The organism is Microbispora sp. CA-135349 (assembly GCF_050947365.1).
Taxonomy (GTDB): Bacteria; Actinomycetota; Actinomycetes; order Streptosporangiales; family Streptosporangiaceae; genus Microbispora.
In genome coordinates, this window is the sequence record NZ_CP192001.1 from 1,802,769 (window position 1) to 1,818,072 (window position 15,304).

At 73.1% G+C, this 15,304-nt stretch carries 15 protein-coding genes and 1 pseudogene; 10 read left to right on the forward strand and 6 right to left on the reverse strand.

Going from position 1 to position 15,304, the window contains the following annotated elements; genetic code table 11:
* The first annotated feature begins 47 nt into the window (after nucleotides 1-47).
* Together ACQPZZ_RS08755 and ACQPZZ_RS08760 are read left to right on the forward strand one after the other, a co-directional pair.
* Entirely contained in the window at nucleotides 48-848 is an 801-nt protein-coding gene (locus tag ACQPZZ_RS08755) for an SURF1 family protein (protein WP_432930581.1), read from the forward strand.
* Between the two features lie 68 nt (nucleotides 849-916).
* Nucleotides 917-1,237: a DUF3817 domain-containing protein gene (locus tag ACQPZZ_RS08760; protein WP_363646213.1), complete on the forward strand. Its 321-nt coding sequence runs from the start codon at nucleotides 917-919 to the stop codon at nucleotides 1,235-1,237.
* An 82-nt stretch (nucleotides 1,238-1,319) separates the two neighbouring features.
* Here ACQPZZ_RS08760 and ACQPZZ_RS08765 read toward each other — a convergent pair whose 3' ends face one another.
* From ACQPZZ_RS08765 to ACQPZZ_RS08775, 3 genes are all read right to left on the reverse strand, one after another.
* The gene (locus ACQPZZ_RS08765) at nucleotides 1,320-1,514 is read right to left on the reverse strand and encodes a hypothetical protein (protein WP_363646214.1); all 195 of its coding nucleotides are present in this window, start codon (nucleotides 1,512-1,514) and stop codon (nucleotides 1,320-1,322) included.
* 315 nt (nucleotides 1,515-1,829) lie between these two features.
* A complete protein-coding gene (locus ACQPZZ_RS08770) occupies nucleotides 1,830-2,423 on the reverse strand; it encodes a hemerythrin domain-containing protein (protein ID WP_432930583.1) in 594 nt (197 codons plus the stop codon).
* 109 nt (nucleotides 2,424-2,532) lie between these two features.
* Nucleotides 2,533-3,417, reverse strand: coding sequence for an arylamine N-acetyltransferase family protein (locus ACQPZZ_RS08775; RefSeq protein ID WP_432930585.1), 885 nt, complete (start codon nucleotides 3,415-3,417; stop codon nucleotides 2,533-2,535).
* Nucleotides 3,418-3,513: 96 nt separating this feature from the next.
* On the opposite strand from ACQPZZ_RS08775, the gene ACQPZZ_RS08780 reads away from it, so the two are divergent.
* The 6 genes and pseudogenes from ACQPZZ_RS08780 to ACQPZZ_RS08805 all read left to right on the forward strand — a co-directional run.
* Entirely contained in the window at nucleotides 3,514-4,203 is a 690-nt protein-coding gene (locus tag ACQPZZ_RS08780; RefSeq protein WP_363646217.1) for a response regulator transcription factor, read from the forward strand.
* Nucleotides 4,204-4,231: 28 nt separating this feature from the next.
* Nucleotides 4,232-7,999, forward strand: coding sequence for a DUF4153 domain-containing protein (locus ACQPZZ_RS08785; RefSeq protein WP_432930588.1), 3,768 nt, complete (start codon nucleotides 4,232-4,234; stop codon nucleotides 7,997-7,999).
* Between the two features lie 12 nt (nucleotides 8,000-8,011).
* Nucleotides 8,012-9,568, forward strand: coding sequence for an N-acyl-D-amino-acid deacylase family protein (locus tag ACQPZZ_RS08790; protein ID WP_432930590.1), 1,557 nt, complete (start codon nucleotides 8,012-8,014; stop codon nucleotides 9,566-9,568).
* Nucleotides 9,569-9,743: 175 nt separating this feature from the next.
* Nucleotides 9,744-10,205 (forward strand): zinc-binding dehydrogenase, encoded by a 462-nt coding sequence (locus ACQPZZ_RS08795; protein ID WP_432930592.1) that lies wholly within the window; start codon nucleotides 9,744-9,746, stop codon nucleotides 10,203-10,205.
* Nucleotides 10,198-10,338: a hypothetical protein gene (locus ACQPZZ_RS08800; RefSeq protein ID WP_432930594.1), complete on the forward strand. Its 141-nt coding sequence runs from the start codon at nucleotides 10,198-10,200 to the stop codon at nucleotides 10,336-10,338. Before ACQPZZ_RS08795 ends, ACQPZZ_RS08800 begins: the two co-directional genes overlap by 8 nt.
* Before the next feature lie 317 nt (nucleotides 10,339-10,655).
* Nucleotides 10,656-10,751 (forward strand): annotated as a pseudogene (locus tag ACQPZZ_RS08805) (sigma factor); the annotation flags it as partial.
* A gap of 11 nt (nucleotides 10,752-10,762) precedes the next feature.
* Here ACQPZZ_RS08805 and ACQPZZ_RS08810 read toward each other — a convergent pair.
* On the reverse strand, nucleotides 10,763-10,990 hold the full coding sequence (locus ACQPZZ_RS08810; protein ID WP_432930596.1) for a hypothetical protein: 228 nt from the start codon (nucleotides 10,988-10,990) through the stop codon (nucleotides 10,763-10,765).
* A 56-nt stretch (nucleotides 10,991-11,046) separates the two neighbouring features.
* Here ACQPZZ_RS08810 and ACQPZZ_RS08815 point away from each other — a divergent pair, with 56 nt between their 5' ends.
* Nucleotides 11,047-11,559, forward strand: a complete 513-nt coding sequence (locus tag ACQPZZ_RS08815) for a hypothetical protein (RefSeq protein WP_432930598.1) — start codon at nucleotides 11,047-11,049, stop codon at nucleotides 11,557-11,559.
* A 69-nt stretch (nucleotides 11,560-11,628) separates the two neighbouring features.
* On the opposite strand, the gene ACQPZZ_RS08820 is transcribed toward ACQPZZ_RS08815, so the two are convergent.
* Together ACQPZZ_RS08820 and ACQPZZ_RS08825 are read right to left on the reverse strand one after the other, a co-directional pair.
* Nucleotides 11,629-12,309 carry a response regulator gene (locus ACQPZZ_RS08820; protein ID WP_432930600.1) on the reverse strand — a complete coding sequence of 227 codons (681 nt, stop codon included), beginning with the start codon at nucleotides 12,307-12,309 and terminating at the stop codon, nucleotides 11,629-11,631.
* A 4-nt stretch (nucleotides 12,310-12,313) separates the two neighbouring features.
* Nucleotides 12,314-13,447 (reverse strand): sensor histidine kinase, encoded by a 1,134-nt coding sequence (locus ACQPZZ_RS08825; protein ID WP_432930602.1) that lies wholly within the window; start codon nucleotides 13,445-13,447, stop codon nucleotides 12,314-12,316.
* A gap of 229 nt (nucleotides 13,448-13,676) precedes the next feature.
* Here ACQPZZ_RS08825 and ACQPZZ_RS08830 point away from each other — a divergent pair, with 229 nt between their 5' ends.
* Nucleotides 13,677-15,203 carry a nitrilase-related carbon-nitrogen hydrolase gene (locus ACQPZZ_RS08830; protein ID WP_432930605.1) on the forward strand — a complete coding sequence of 509 codons (1,527 nt, stop codon included), beginning with the start codon at nucleotides 13,677-13,679 and terminating at the stop codon, nucleotides 15,201-15,203.
* Nucleotides 15,204-15,304 lie beyond the last annotated feature (101 nt).

Below are 15,304 nucleotides of genomic sequence, written 5' to 3' on the forward strand. Positions count from 1 at the left end.
CGGCCGCGAATACCGGACCGCAGCGGGCGGCGGATAGCGTTGTATCCATGCTCCGCACCCTCCTGGCTCCCCGGCTGGTGGCCTTGCACCTGCTGGTCATCGGGGTGCTCGTGTCCTTCACCTTCCTCGGGCGCTGGCAACTCGGCGTCTTCGAGGCGTCGGGCGCCCCACGACGGGCTCCCGACCCCGCGCCCGTGGCCGTCACCGAGCTGACTCAGGTGGGACAGCACGTCAGCGGTGGCGCGATCAGCCGCAGGGTGACCGCCACGGGGACCTACGACGCCGCGAACCAGCTGCTGGTGGCCGACCGGGTCGCCGACGTCGCGGCCCCCGGCGGCCGCGCGGCCCGGGGGAGCGGGTTCTGGCTGCTCACGCCGTTGCGGCTCGCGGACGGCACGGTCGTCCCCGTCGTACGCGGCTGGGTTCCCACGGCGGCGGATCCCGCCACGGCCGTGCCCGAGGGCGCCGTGACCGTGACCGGCCGGCTGCGGCCGGCCGAGCAGACCGACGACGTGATGCGCAGCGGGAACCTGCCACGCGGCCAGGTGGCGACGGTGTCGACGGCGGAGCTGATCAACGTGTGGCCGGACGCGCACGTGCGGGACGGGTTCGTCGTCGCGACCGCGCAGGAGCCGCCGTCCGGCGTCACGCCGGTGGCCGTGTCGCCGCCGACCGAGGGCGGCGGCTTCACCTGGCGCAACCTGGCCTACGCCCTCCAGTGGTGGATCTTCGCGCTGTTCGCCGTGTACATGTGGTTCCACTTCGTCCGTGACGCCCTGCGCGGGCAGCGGGACCGGGAGCGGCAGGCGGCCGAGCCGGCCGCGCCGGCCGCGCCCGTGGAGGCCTGACCGGCCCTGAGGCCGGGACCGCCGCCTCGCACGGATATCGTGTGGTGACCCTTTCCCCAGCAGAGGTAATGATCGACGTGGAATCCGCGCTCAACTTCTACCGCGTCATGGCCTACATAGTCGGCGTGATGCTGCTCGTGCTCTGCGCCGCCATGGTCGTCAAGTACGGCTTCGACAGCGGCACGATGGTCGCGGTGGTCGGGCCGATCCACGGCTTCCTGTACATGGTCTATCTGGTGGCCGCGATCAACCTGGGCCTGATCAAGGCGCGCTGGTCGGTCGGCTACCTGCTGCTCGTGCTCATCGCCGGCACGATTCCGTTCCTGTCCTTCGTCCTGGAGCGGAACGTCACCGACCGCGTCCGCAGGAGGATCGCCGCCGCTTCCTGAGCGAAGCGGAAGGCCGGGCGCCGTGATGGCGGCCCGGCCTGTCCCTTGGTTGGGTCGTCTCGTTGGTCGTCCCTGTGGGGCCTCAGCGGCCGATCTGGCGGCGGCGGATGCGCCGCAGTCGCGCCCGCTGCGACTCGTCCAGCATGAAATAGGCGACGATCGGCGCCCCCAGCACGCCGATGGCGATCAGCCAGGCCAGGAGGGTCGGCAAAGGGAGGATGAAGACCAGCACGGCCACCACCGCCGCGCCCACGTAGTACTTGCCCAGTGGCGACATCGTCAGGCCTTTCGTGTCGGGTCCCGCGCGGAACGTCGTCCCGCGTCGCCTGGGAGAACGTGCGAAGCCCGGATCGAGTTCCACGAACGCCCACCGGGAGACGCCGGGCGTCCTCTCGCGGCTCTCGAACGGCGCGTGAACCGGCGCGTGAACCGGCGCGTGAGCCTTTCGGCGGCGCGGCGCCGGGGGACGGATGGTCGTCTCCGCCGGCGCCACGCACGATTCCCGGTCTCCGACGGGCCCTTTCCCGATGCCGAAGGCGCGGGACCCCGGCCCCGCCGCTCCGCCGCGACCCTGCGGCGGCCCGCCGGGAGATCAGCCTTCGCCGGACTCCGACTTGCCCATCACCTTGCGGATCACGTCGCGGGCGCGATCCATCATCGCGATCGGCGTCCCCATCAGGATGTTCTCGGTCGCCGACTCGACCCCGGGGTGCGGATGCGTCGGCGCCATCGCCTCGGCGGCCTTGACACCCACGGCCATCGCCCTGCGTTCGGCCTCGGACGTGCTGGCCCTCAGCTCGGAGAACTCGTAACGCTCCTCGGCGGCGGCATGGGCGAACACTGCGGCCCGCAGCCTCTCCAGCTCCTGGGAGAACTGCGCCGTCGTCACGTCCATGTCGTCGAGGCGACTGAGCAGTTCTTTCGCCTCTTCCTCCTCCTGCAGGCGGTTGTCCACGATCGTGTCGCCGCCGACCAGCTTGCGCCGGGCGTAGGGGTGGACGATCTCCTCCTCCGCCGTCTCGTGGACGGCGAGCAGGCGGACGAGACGGCTGAAGGACTCCTTGCGCTCCTCCCCCCGGCTTCTGTCGACCTCGTCGAACAGCTCCCGGATGAGGACGTGCTGCTGCGTCAGGAGATCGATCACGTCGTTCTCCCGCATGGTCTCCGGCCTTGACTGGCGGTCCATTAGCGCCTCCTTCCTGGTCATATCGGGGCTACCCGATCCCGGGGAGCGAAACCCATGACCTGCGGATTCGGCGCGCGCGGACGCCACACGGGCGGGTCCCCGCATGGGCTCAGGCGGGCTGCCGGGCGGCCAGCCACTCCTCGTGAGCGGCGAGCAGCCGGGACCACAACGCGTCCTTCTCCGCGGAGGAGGCGTCGTCCAGGGTCATGCCGTACACGTCGGCGAGCGCGGCGAAGTAGTCCTCCCGGCGCTCCAGCGTCACCGAGGTGCCCGGCCCGCCGTCGGCGGGCGGGAGACCGACGCGCGTGAGCACGAGCCCTCTGAGCAGGTCCACCCCGGCCGCGTCGCGCCGCTGCACGGACGCCACCCGGACGAAGCCCGATTCGGGAGAGGTGGACAGGTGTTCGTGCTTGGCCTCGAAGGCGCTCATCTCCGCGGAATCCGGACGGAAGTCCATTCCGGTGAAGCTGCCGCGATGATCGTGATCGAACCGCCAGCCGCCCGGCTCGGCCTCCGACCGGCGCATGGCGTAGGTGAACGGGCCCTGCCGGTAGACGCCCTCGACCAGCGGGAGCGGCTCGCGGATCGCGTCGCCCAGCCCCGCGTCGACCAGCCACCGCCCGCCGGGATTGGCGTCCGTCGGCAGGCCGCTCACCGTCAGGGCCAGATGGTTGCCCGCGGCCCCGGCGGGCGCCTCGGCGGAGCCCTGAACACCGCCGACGTGCCGGGAGACCGCGTAGCCCAGCAGCCGCAGGAGCACCGAGAACGCGCCGTTCAGATGGAAGCAGTAGCCCCCGCGCCCACGCATGATCCGCCGCCACGACTCGGCCGGGTCGACGGTGGTCGGCCGGCCCAGCCAGATCTCCAGGTTCTCGTACGGCACCCGCTCGACGTGCGCCGTCTGGAGCCGGAACAGCTCCTCGACGCTCGGCGGGCCGCTCGACCGCAGGCCGAGCCGTCGCAGATAGTCCTCCACACGCAGTCTCCGCTCCACGCCGCCACGCTAACGCGGGCGGCCGACATTTCGATGCACGGGATCTGCACATCTCCGGACGGCCGCTCTGCACAGGGGGGATCTACGCTTCCCTGCATGGCTACCCCCCAGCAGCGCCGCATCCTCGTGGTCGAGGACGACGGGACCATCGCCAACGCCGTACGGCTCCGGCTCGTGGCGGAGGGCTTCGACGTGCGCGTCGCGAGCGACGGCGAGGAGGCGCTCGCGGCCTACGCGAAGGCGGAGCCCGACGTCGTCGTCCTGGACCGGCTGCTCCCGGGCCTGGACGGTCTCGAGGTGTGCCGCAGGATGCAGGCCGCCCGGCCGGTGCCGGTGCTCATGCTCACCGCACTCGGTGAGGAGACCGACGTGCTGGTCGGCCTGGGCGTGGGAGCGGACGACTACATCACCAAGCCGTTCAGCATGCGGGAACTCGTCGCGAGAATCCACGCGCTGTTGCGGCGGGTGGAGCGGGCCAGCCTGCTGGCCCACGAGGACACGGTGATCAGGGTCGGCGACGTCGAGATCAACACCGCCGAACGCCGCGTGTTCGTCCGCGGGGCCGAGGCACAGCTCACCCGGACCGAGTTCGACCTGCTGCGGCGTCTGGCCGAGCGGCCCGGCCACGTCTTCGAGCGTGAGCGGCTGCTGTCGGACATCTGGGGCTTCTCCGAGGCCGCGGCGACCCGGACGGTGGACAGCCACGTCCGCGCCCTGCGCCGCAAGCTCGGCCCGGAGGTCGTTCGTACCGTGCACGGCGTCGGATACGCGCTCGTCCGCCCGTGACGCGCGCCGCATTGGAGAAGACCAGGCGATGAGGCCGCTCGACTTCCTCGGCCGGATCAAGGCCAAGCTCGGCATCGTGATCGTGCTCGCCGTGGTCGCGGCGTTCGTCGTCAACGAGGTCGGCATCAACTCCGGTCTGTCCCGGGACCTCAGGATCGCGATCGCCGTCGTGCTCGCGCTGATCATGGTGCAGCTCCTCGCCCGCGGCATGATCCGCCCGCTGCGCGAGATGGCCGCCGCCGCGCAGACGATCGCCAAGGGCCGGTACGGCCTGCGCGTGACCGCGACGTCCCGCGACGAGGTGGGGGAGCTGGCCCGGGCCTTCAACGCCATGGCGGCCGACCTCGCCGAGGTGGACCGGCAACGGCGTGAACTGGTGGCCAACGTCAGCCACGAGCTGCGCACGCCGATCACCGGCCTGCAGGCCGTGCTGGAGAACGTCGTGGACGGTGTCACGCCGCCCGACCTCGACACGCTGGGCACGGCCCTCGCGCAGACGCAGCGGCTCGGCCGGCTGGTGGCCCAGCTCCTCGACCTGTCGCGGCTCGACTCGGGCGCGCGGCTCATCGATCCGGAGGAGCTGGACCTGGCGTCGCTGTGCCGCCAGGCGGTCTCGGAGGCGGCTCTCGCGCGTGACGACGTGACGGTGGTGAGCGCCGTCGCGCCGGGGACGGTGCTGTCCGCCGACGCCGCACTGCTGGCCCAGGTGCTGGCCAACCTGCTCGACAACGCCGTACGGCACAGCCCGTCCGGCGGCACGGTCCGGGTGGGTGCGCGGCGCGCGGGACCGAACCTGGAGATCAGCGTGACCGACGGCGGCCCCGGCATTCCGCCCGGGGAGCGGGCCCGTGTGTTCGAGCGCTTCTCGCGGCTCGACGCCGGACGGGCCGCCGACGCGGGCGGGGCCGGGCTCGGGCTCGCCATCGCCAAGGAGATCGTCGAGCTGCACGGCGGATCGATCTCGGTGGCGGACCCGATCCCGACCGTGCGACGAGCCGCGAGGGAAGACCGGGGCGGGGCCCCCGGGTGCCGGATGGTCGTCGTGCTCCCGTCGCAGGGAGAGCCGGCGACGGGGGAGAGCGTGGACGGATCCGTCCACGCCGACGAACGAAGGGGGACCATGGACGTCGAGGCGGGCGGAAACCATCTCGCCACACGGCACGGCGGGGACGACGCAGGCGGCGGCTTACCGCGCACCGCCGAAATCGGCTCGCCCGCGTCTGCCGGGAGCGGCTCGCCGGGGGACTCCGCCACCGCGGCCGGAGGGGCCGGCGACGAAGACACGGCCGCTCACCCCGGGGCAGGTCACGAAGCTGGTCGCGGGGCCGGTCGCGGGGCCGGTCGCGAGGTGGGTCAGTCCGAGGCAGGTCACTTGGAGGCGGGTCAGCCCGAGGTGGAGCACTTCGAGGTTCTTCACGAGGGAGTTCACAACGAGGGAGTTCACAACGAGGCAGGTCAGCCCGAGGCAGGTCAGTCCGAGGCAGGTCAGTCCGAGGCAGGTCACCACGAGGTTGGGGAGCACGATCCCTTCCACGACCGGGAGGCCGGCGGCTCCGTTCGCGGTGACGACGAGCTACGTGAACACCCGCGGCAGGTGGATCCCGTCCGGGTGGACGTGACGCAGGGGGCTGCGCCGGTCGGCGGCGTGGGTCCGCAGGCTCAGGTGCTCTCGCAGCATCCGCGTGTCTACAACCGCGCCGCCCCGTCGGCGCGGGCGGCTCTCGGCGCGGGCGTCGGTATGTTCGCCGGGTTCTTCGCCGGGCTGTTCGTCGCGTTCTTCCTCGGCCTGTATTTCGGGGGAATCCTGGGCGTCGGCGCGATGCTGCTGTTCACGGCCGGAGGGGCCGTCGTGGGAGCGGCGCTCGGCTCGTCCTCGGCCCAGCGGTCCGCTCTGGCCGTCACCGTGCTCCCACCGCCGGAGCCCGCGGAGCAGGTCCCCGGCGCGTCGGTTACCAGTGCGTCGGTTACCAGTGCGTCGGTCCACAGCGCGTCGGTCCACAGCGCGTCGGTCCACAGCGCGTCGGTCCACAATGCGCCGGTCCCCGGCCCGTCGATCTCCGCCGCGGCGGGTCACGCCGCATCGCAGCCCGTGGCATTGGAGCCTGTGGCTTCGGAGCCTGTGGCTTCGGAGTCTGTGGCTTCGGAGCCTGTCGCATCGGGCCCTGTCACGTCGGGTCCCGCGGCGGCCGGCCCCTCCGTGGGGCATCCGGCGGGCCCGCGTGGACAGGCGTACGCGGGACAGTGGCCGGTCCCGCAGGAGCAGACCGCGCCGCACGGGCCGGGGAGATACCCGCCGCCCGACTACGTGCCGCCGTCGCTTTTCCCGCGGCCGGAACTGCCGGACGCGCCCCGGTGGCTGCTGCCGGCCGCCGCGGCGGCCGGTCTGGTCGCCGCCGTCGCTCTGCCGTACGCGTCACCCGGGCTGGGACTCGTGCTGACGGCCGTCGCGGCCGGGGCGGCGGCGTTCCCCGCCGTACTGCCGCTCAGCCGGGGGCGGGTCACCCCGTGGACGGGGATCTTCGGGCTCCTGGCGTACGCGCTGGTTTCCGTGGCGCTCTTCCGGGACGCCGAATGGCTTGTCGCGCCTGTGCTGCTGGCCGCCTTCGGAGTGGGGTCGCTGGCGCTGTCCGGCGGCGGGCGAGGCTGGCTCGCCGTGCTCAGAGGAGTGGTGTCCGTCGCGATCGCGGTGCTGCCGATGCCGTGGTTCCTCGTCGGGCCGCTGCGGGGCCTGGCGCGGCGTCGCCGGATGCTGCCCACGCTGGTCGGCGTCGCGGTCACGGTCGTCCTGCTCGGGGTCTTCGGCCTGCTGTTCTCCTCCGCGGACGCGGTGTTCTCCGCGTTCGTGGACGACCTGCTGCGGACGCCCGAGTGGGCGCAGAGCCTGCCGTTCCGGATCTTCGTGTTCTGCGTGTTCGCGGTGCTGGTGGGGGCGGCGGTGCTGGTGGGCCTGCGCCCGGTCGCCGAGCCCGCCGCGCCCGACCTGCGGATGTCCCTCGGCCGCCAGGTGTGGGTCATTCCGCTGCTCGGGTTGAACCTGCTGTTCGCGGCGTTCGTGACCGTGCAGATCACGGTGTTGTTCGGCGGGAGCCGCAGGGTGCTGTCGACGGCGGGGCTGACCTACGCCGAGTACGCGCGGTCGGGCTTCTTCGAACTCGTCACGGTCAGCGTCTTCGTGCTCGGCGTCGTGGCGGCCGCGGTCGCCCTGCTGCGCCGCAAGACCAGGGCCGACCGCTGGCTGCTCGCCGTGCTGCTCGGCCTGTTGTGCGCGTTCACGCTGGTCATCCTCGCCTCGGCACTGCACCGGCTCGGCCTCTACACCGACGCGTACGGCCTGTCGCGGCTGCGGGCCTCGGTGGAGGCGACGATCTGGTGGCTGGGCGCGGTGTTCGTGCTGGTGCCGGCGGCGGGGGCGGTGCGGCTGTTCGGCGGTGGCACGTCCTGGTTCTTCCGCGCGCTCGTGCTGCTCACCGGGGTGTCGCTGCTGGCGTTCGCGGTGTGGAACCCCGACGCGCGGGTGGCCGAGACCCAGCTCACGATCCGGGGCGTCGAGCGGCTCGACCACGGCTACCTGGGCGACCTGGGGGCGGAGGCCGTGCCGGTCCTGGACGGCCTGCCCGAGCCGGACCGCAGTTGCGTGCTGCGTGACGTGGTGGCGGTCAACCGCCTCCACGCGCCGGACCCCTGGAACGGCTGGAACCTCGCCCGCGCCCACGCCCGCGAGGTGCTGGAACGGCGGCCCATACGGCAGGACGTCGACTGCCCCGGCTCGTCCCGTGTGCCCGGCCCGTCCGACTGATCTAATCGGCACGTGACCTTCGATGTGCTGATCAGCGGCGGACGCGTCGTGGACGGGACCGGAGCCCCCGCGTTCCGCGCCGACGTCGGCGTGCGCGGGGGCCGGATCGAGGCGGTGGGCCGCCTCGACGCGGCCGGGGCGGCGGTGCGGATCGACGCGGCGGGCAGGTTCGTGCTGCCGGGCCTGGTCGACTGCCACGCCCACGGCGACGCCGTCGTGTTCGACCCTCTCGTGCAGCACGCCGCGCTGCGGCAGGGGGTCACCACGTTCGTGCTCGGCCAGGACGGGCTGTCGTTCGCGCCGACCACGTCCCCGGCCGCCTTCGCGTACGCGAGCCACTACTTCGCCGCGGTCAACGGGCCGCACCCGCACGTGGACGGGCCGGTGAGCGTCGCCGACCTGCTCGCCGGATACGACGGCAGGACCGCGCTCAACACCGTCTACCTGCTTCCGCACGCGACGATCCGGTTCGACGTGATGGGCGCCGCGGAGCGGGCCGCGGACGAGGACGAGACGAGGGCCATGCTGCGTGCGGTCGAGACGGGCCTGGCGGAAGGGGCGGCGGGCCTGTCGTCGGGCCTGGAGTACGCCCCCGGCCGGTACGCCGACGCCGCCGAGCTGGCTGCGTTGTGCCAGCCATTGGGCGCGCCGTCGGGCGGCCTGCCGTACGTGACCCATATGCGCGCGTACGGCGCGTCCGCGCCGGTGGGCATGGCGGAGGTCGTGGAGATCGCGCGGCGGTCCGGGGCGGCGGTGCACGTCTCGCACCTTCACGGCCCGGCGTCCACCCTGCTGCCGCTGGTCGAGGACGCCCGGCGACGCGGCGTCGACCTGACCTTCGACACCTATCCCTACCTGCGGGCCAGCACGATCCTGGCCATGGTGGCCCTGCCGCCCTGGGTGCCCGCCGCCGATCCCGGCCGTGCCGTGGAGATGCTGTCGTCGGAGCGCGAACGCCTCGCCGGGGAGTGGGAGGGACGCGACGACCTCTGGCCGCGGATCACGCTCTCACACGCCCCCGGGTTCGAGTGGGCCGAGGGCATGACCCTGCCCGCCGCCGCGGCCGAGTACGGCGTCACGGCCGCGGAGTTCTGCCGGGTGCTGCTGATGACGACCCGGCTGCAGGCGGGCTGCGTGCGGGCCCGTCCCGACGAGGGGCCGGAGGGGGAGGAGTCGGTGCGCGCGGTCATGCGCGACCCCGGCCACACCGGCGGCTCCGACGGCATCTACGTGGGCGGTCATCCGCACCCGCGCGGCTTCGGCGCGTTCGCCCGCTACCTCGGCCGGCACGTACGCGAACTCGGCGACCTCACCTGGGAACAGGCCGCGGTGCACCTGGCCTCGCACCCGGCGCGCCGCTTCCGGCTGCCCGACCGCGGCCTCGTACGGCGCGGCCAGGTCGCGGACCTGGCCGTCGCCGACCCGGCCACGGTGGCCGACACGGCGACCTACGAGAAGCCCCGATCGCTCGCCGTGGGGGTGGACGACGTACTCGTCGGCGGCGTCCCGGTGCTGCGCGGCGGCGAACTCACCGGCGCCGTCCCCGGCCGCGCGCTGCGCCCCGTCTGACGGCCCGAGGGCGGCAAGGACGGCATTCGGAAGCGGCCGGCCGGGGTGAGGTCCTGATCCGGGTCACCGCCGCCGGTGTCAACTTCGCCGACATCTCGAAGGCCCACGGCACCTTCCCGGCGGCCCGCGGCCACCGTACCTGGCCGGTTTCGAGGCCGCGGGTGAGGTCGTCGCGATGGGCGAGGCGGTGACCGGCCCGCGACCGGGGACCCGCGTCACCGGCGTCGGAAACGGCGCTTTCGCCGAGTACATGGTGCTGCCCGCGGCCGCGGCGATGCCGGTGCCCCCCGGCTGGACGGAGCAGCAGGCGCTCGGCCTGGCCGTGAACTGGCCCACCGCGCTGGCCGCTCTCAAGCCTCTGGGCGGCATCACCGCGGGGCAGACCGTGCTGATCCACGCCGCGGCGGGCGCGACCGGCCAGGCCGCGGTCACAATGGCCAAACACTACGGCGCGACGGTCATCGCCACCGCCTCGCCGGCCAAGCATGAGACAGTGCTGGCGCTGGGAGCCGACCACATCCTGGACTCCCTCGGCGGCGACCTCGCCGCCGATGTGTTGAGGCTGACCGGCGGCGCCGGCGCCGACCTTGTGCTGGAGTCGGCGGGCGCCGCAGATCATCGGCGAGGTCATGGGTGAGCTGTCGGCGCTGATCGCCGCCGGTGTGCTCGCCCCCGGCCAGCCGAACGTGTACGACCTGGCCGACGGGCCGGAAGCGCTGACGGAACTGGAATGCAGAGCCACCATCGGCAAGCTGGCCCTGCTGCCCTGAGGAAACCCCCCGGGCACCGAGCCGGTGACGCCGCACGGCACCGGAGGTTCCCATGACAGGAGTCGAAACAGATGACCGCAACGCTCGACGAGGTCTGATCGTGGACACCGCCTCCGCGACAGGGCACCCCAATCGTCGACGGTGGCCGAGGCCGGACCTGGTCGCCGCCGGCGGCTTCGCCACGTGGACCACGCCCAGGCGTGTCGCAGCACCGGGCTCTCGGCGTGACGGCGCATTCGCGAGCGGCGCCGGATCACGACCGGTTCACGGCCGAGACCGAGCGGTTCCGCCGGGAGCTGCTGGCGCACTGCTACCGCATGGTCGGCTCGGCGCACGACGCCGAGGACCTGGTGCAGGAGACGTATCTGCGGGCGTGGCGGTCCTACTCCGGATTCGAGGGCCGCGCGTCGATTCGGTCCTGGCTCTACAAGATCGCCACCAACGCCTGCCTGACGGCGTTGGAGCCGCGCCAGATGCGGGTGCTGCCCTCGGGTCTGGCAGGCCCGTACGACGGACCCGATCGCCCGCCGAGTCCCGTCGCGCCGGGCGAGGTCTCGTGGCTGCAACCGCTGCCGGACGCGTGGATCGCCCCGCCGGCCGGCGATCCCGCCGCGGTGATCGTCGAACGCGAGTCGCTGCGACTGGCGCTCATCGCCAGCCTGCAGCACCTGCCCGCCCCGCCAACGGGCGATCCTCATCCTGCGCGAAGTGCTGGCCTTCTCGACGGACGAGACCGCGCGGATCCTCGACACCACCACTGCCGCGGTGAAGAGCGGCCTGCAGCGCGCCCGCGCCCGGCTCGACGAACTGGAGCCGAAGCCCGAGGAACTGCTCGAACCGGCCGACCAACGGGCACGCGCGCTGCTCGACGGCTACATCGCGGCCTTCGAGCGCTCCGACGCCGCCCTGCTGGAACAGGTGCTACGCACGGACGCCACGCTGGAGGCGACGCCGTTCCGCGACTGGCGGTCGGGACGGGCGATGTGCATCCGCATGCTCGACGCGTACGTGCTGGGCACACCGGGCGACTGGCGGATGATCGTGACCACCGCCAACGGCCAACCCTCCGCCGTCGTGTACCACCGGGACGCGGACGGCGCGCTCCGGGCCGCCGGCGTCGTGGTGCTGGCCCCCACCGCCGCCGGCGTCTCCCGCGTGATCAAGTTCCACGATTCCGCGCTGGTCGCGACGTTCGGCTTCCCGGATGTGCTCGCGCACTGATTCGCCGGCGGGCACGGCCGGAGCCGACCACGTACAGGCCGTGCGCCGCCGTTTCGGCCATCAGCGTCGTCATCGCCGATCGGTGCGGGGCATGTCCTCGTCGCCGGCGACGACCAGGCCGGACTCGTACGCGAAGACGACGGCCTGGGCGCGGTCGCGCAGGTCCAGCTTCGTCAGCAGGTTGCTCACGTGACTTTTGACCGTGTGCTCGGTGACCACCAGATCCGCGGCGATCTCGGCGTTGGACCGGCCGCGTGCCAGCAGCCGCAGCGTGTCCATCTCCCGGTCGGTCAGCTCACCGAGCCGCTGCCGCAGCCGGGGCCGGGCACGTCCACGCCCGACGAACTCGCCGATCAGGCGCCGGGTGATCGCGGGGGCCAGCAGCGACTCCCCCTCGGCCACCAGGCGGACGGCGCGTACGAGGTCGTCCCGCCGCACGTCCTTGAGCAGGAAGCCGCTGGCCCCTGCGCGCAGGGCGTCGTAGACGTACTCGTCGACGTCGTACATCGTCAGGACCAGCACCTTCGCGGCGGTCCTGCGGCACACCCGCGCGGTGGCCTCGACGCCGTCCACCACGGGCATCCGGATGTCCATGAGCACCACGTCGGGCTCCAGTTCGACCGCCTTCGTGACGGCCTCGGCGCCGTCGGCCGCCTCGCCGACCACGGTGATGTCGTCATGGGCGTTGAGGATCATCGCGAAGCCGCCGCGGAACAGGTCCTGGTCGTCGGCCACGAGTACGCGCAGCATGCCGTCAGCCGATCGGCAGGGTCGCGGTGACGGTGAGACCCGGGTTCCCCGGCCGTACGACGAGCCGGCCGCCGCACGCCGTGACCCGCTCCCGCATCCCTATCATTCCGTGTCCCTCCCGTAGCTCCCGCGCGCCCCGGCCGTCGTCGGCGACCTCGACGTCCAGGGTGTCACCGGACCACCGGAGCCGTACGCGGACGGTGCTCGCTCCGGCATGCCGGATCGTGTTGGTCAGCGCCTCCTGGACGATCCGGTACGCGGCGATGTCCACGTCGGAGGGAAGGCGCCGTGGCTCGCCACGTACGTCGGCGGAGACGTCCAGGCCCGCGCGGCGGGCGTTGTCGAGCAGACCGGGCAGGGCGTCGAGCCCGGGCTGCGGCCCGCGGGCCGGAGCCGGACCGCCGGGTGCCTCGCTTCCGCGCAGCGCGCCGAGGATCAGGCGGAGCTGGCCGATCGCGTCCCGTCCGGCCGCCGCGATCGCCTCGAAGACGGCCTCGGCCTTGTCCGGCTGATCGCGCGCCACCAGCGGGCCGGTCTCCGCCTGGATCACCATGAGACCGACCGAGTGGGTCACGATGTCGTGCATGTCGCGGGCGATCCGGGTGCGTTCGCGGGCGACCGCGGCGGCGCGTTCCTCGCGGATGCGAGCCTCGCGCTCCCGCTCGGCATCCCGTACTGCCCGCCGGGCCCGTGCGCCCACACCGAGGGCGTACGCGGCGACGATCGCGGTGGCGAGATAACGGTAGGTCTCCAGATCCTCGTGCGGGACGATGAGCGACACGGCCACGCCGACGGTGAGACCCGCGATGCCCCCGGCGCGCCACGCCCGGGAGAGATCCGCCGCCGCGAACGTGTAGGTGCACACGAGCACGCCGTAAGGCAGCAGCAGCACCAGAGTCGCGGAGTGCGGCAGCGACTTGGCCGCGATCGCGAGGACCGTCGTGGCGCAGCCCACGACCGCCCCGACGGGGAGGATGGCCCGGCGCCGCCACAGCACGGGCACCGACATCAGGACGGCGAGCGCCACGGCCCACCACGGCTGCCGGTACGGGACGAGGACGGGCGTCACCGTCATCACGGTGACGACGGCGGCGATCGCGGCGTCGACCCTCGATGGACTGATGATGCTCGCCCGCATGACCGGCTCCGGGGTTGTCAGAGGGAACCCGGCAAGACTATGCGCGCGGCCCCCGCCGTCGCTTCCACCGCTCGGCTGATGGCCGTCTCACTCCTTCGAGTGAGACCCGCTTCCCCGGTTGTCCGAGCGGTCCCGGTCCCTGCGGCCGGCACCCGGATCGCTCCCGCCGGCGATGTGCGTCCAGGCCGGATGCCGGAGGGTCGGGGCGGCTGAAGAAGGAGGCTGCCCTATGAACTCACCGATTCGGCGTCTGGCCGTGGTGCTCGCCGCCACGGCGCTGTCGGCGACGCTGTTCCATTTCGGCACCGGGCTCACGCCGGTGCCCTGGCTCACCTGGCTCGCACCGCTGCCGGTGCTCGTCCTCGCACACCATGTCGGCGCCCGCGCCGCGTTCCTCGCGGCGTCGGCCGCGTGGCTCGGCGGTGAGACGGCGCTGTGGGGCTACTTCCTCGACACGGTGGAGCTCCCGCCGCCGATGGTCGCGTCGATGGTCGTCGGGTCGGCGCTGCTGTTCGGGCTGGTCGTCCTGTCGTCGCGGGCGCTGTTGCTGAGGGGACGTCCGCTGACGGCCGTCGCCGTCGTGCCGGCGGCCTGGGTCGCCGTCGAGTACGCGGTCTCGGTGCTGTCACCGAACGGGGCGTGGTGGAGTCTGGCCTACACCCAGGCCGACGTCCTTCCGGTCCTGCAGACCGCCTCGGTGACCGGACCGTGGGGCGTCACCTTCCTGATCCTCGTGGTTCCCGCGGCCGCCGCCGTGCTCCTCGCACCGCTCCCGGCGGCACCGCGGGCGGCCGGGCGGCTGCGGGTGGCGGTCACCACCGCGATCATCCTGTCCCTGGCAGTGGGGTACGGCGCCTGGAGGCTGAGCGCGCCGTACGGTGCGGGCTCGGAGAAGGTGGCGCTGCTCGCCATCGACCGGGACGGCTGGGTCCCGGTCGAATCCGCGGAGGGACGTGCCCTCCTCGGGCGGTACACGGCGCGGATCCCGGACCTCGCCGCACACGGCGCGCGGGTCGTGGTCATGCCGGAGAAGGTCTTCGTCGCCGACGACGCGACGCTGCCCGTCCTGGCGGCGCCGCTGGCGCGGCTCGCCGCCGAGCACCATGTCGACATCGTCGCCGGGCTGGTCCTCAAGCGGGCCGGTAGCCTCCGCAACGCTGCGGTCGACTTTCCCGCCGACGGGAGCCGGCCGGTCGAGTATTTCAAGCGCCACCTCATCCCCGGACTCGAAGACGACTTCCGGCCCGGAGACCGTGAGGCCTTCGTGCCCGGTTCGGGCTCCCGCTGGGCGATCGCGATCTGTTTCGACCTGGACCTGCCCGGCCTGGTGCGCGACTACCGCGGAAGCGGCGCCACGACGCTCTTCGTGCCCGCCTGGGACTTCGATCGGGACCGCTGGCTGCACGGGAGGATGGCGGTCACCCGGGGCGTCGAGACCGGGCTCACCGTGGCGCGCGCGGGGCGGAACGGCGACCTGGTCGTGAGCGACGCCTACGGCCGGATCCGGGCCGAGGCGCACAGCGCGGACGCGCCGATCGCGTCCGTCCTCACCGCGCTGCCCACCCGCTCGGCCGACACGCCCTACACACGGTTCGGCGACTGGTTCGCCTGGGCCTGCGCGTTTCTGCTGTTGCTCGCACTCGCGTCCCTGGCCCGCGTCCAACCTGGCCGGCGCAGGGGTGCGGCAGGCCCCCGGCGTGCGCCGGCCGCGGATGCCACCGCGCCGGATCACGCAGTGGCGCGCCCAACCGCCTGATGGAGTTCGCCGCCCGGCCCGGGCCTGCTCGTGGTTCCGTGGCATCGCGGTGTCGGCCGCGCAAGCCGGACCGCGGTACGGCTGCGAGGTGGCCCTGACCG

What these genes read in the sequence shown, in the direction of transcription:
- ACQPZZ_RS08755 (WP_432930581.1), top strand. Translation starts at nt 48, where the DNA reads ATGCTCCGCACCCTCCTGGCTCCCCGGCTGGTGGCCTTGCACCTGCTG.
- ACQPZZ_RS08760 (WP_363646213.1), top strand. Translation starts at nt 917, where the DNA reads ATGATCGACGTGGAATCCGCGCTCAACTTCTACCGCGTCATGGCCTAC.
- ACQPZZ_RS08765 (WP_363646214.1), bottom strand. Translation starts at nt 1,514, where the DNA reads ATGTCGCCACTGGGCAAGTACTACGTGGGCGCGGCGGTGGTGGCCGTG.
- ACQPZZ_RS08770 (WP_432930583.1), bottom strand. Translation starts at nt 2,423, where the DNA reads ATGGACCGCCAGTCAAGGCCGGAGACCATGCGGGAGAACGACGTGATC.
- ACQPZZ_RS08780 (WP_363646217.1), top strand. Translation starts at nt 3,514, where the DNA reads ATGGCTACCCCCCAGCAGCGCCGCATCCTCGTGGTCGAGGACGACGGG.
- ACQPZZ_RS08785 (WP_432930588.1), top strand. Translation starts at nt 4,232, where the DNA reads ATGAGGCCGCTCGACTTCCTCGGCCGGATCAAGGCCAAGCTCGGCATC.
- ACQPZZ_RS08795 (WP_432930592.1), top strand. Translation starts at nt 9,744, where the DNA reads ATGGGCGAGGCGGTGACCGGCCCGCGACCGGGGACCCGCGTCACCGGC.
- ACQPZZ_RS08800 (WP_432930594.1), top strand. Translation starts at nt 10,198, where the DNA reads ATGGGTGAGCTGTCGGCGCTGATCGCCGCCGGTGTGCTCGCCCCCGGC.
- ACQPZZ_RS08810 (WP_432930596.1), bottom strand. Translation starts at nt 10,990, where the DNA reads ATGAGCGCCAGTCGCAGCGACTCGCGTTCGACGATCACCGCGGCGGGA.
- ACQPZZ_RS08820 (WP_432930600.1), bottom strand. Translation starts at nt 12,309, where the DNA reads ATGCTGCGCGTACTCGTGGCCGACGACCAGGACCTGTTCCGCGGCGGC.
- ACQPZZ_RS08825 (WP_432930602.1), bottom strand. Translation starts at nt 13,447, where the DNA reads ATGCGGGCGAGCATCATCAGTCCATCGAGGGTCGACGCCGCGATCGCC.
- ACQPZZ_RS08830 (WP_432930605.1), top strand. Translation starts at nt 13,677, where the DNA reads ATGAACTCACCGATTCGGCGTCTGGCCGTGGTGCTCGCCGCCACGGCG.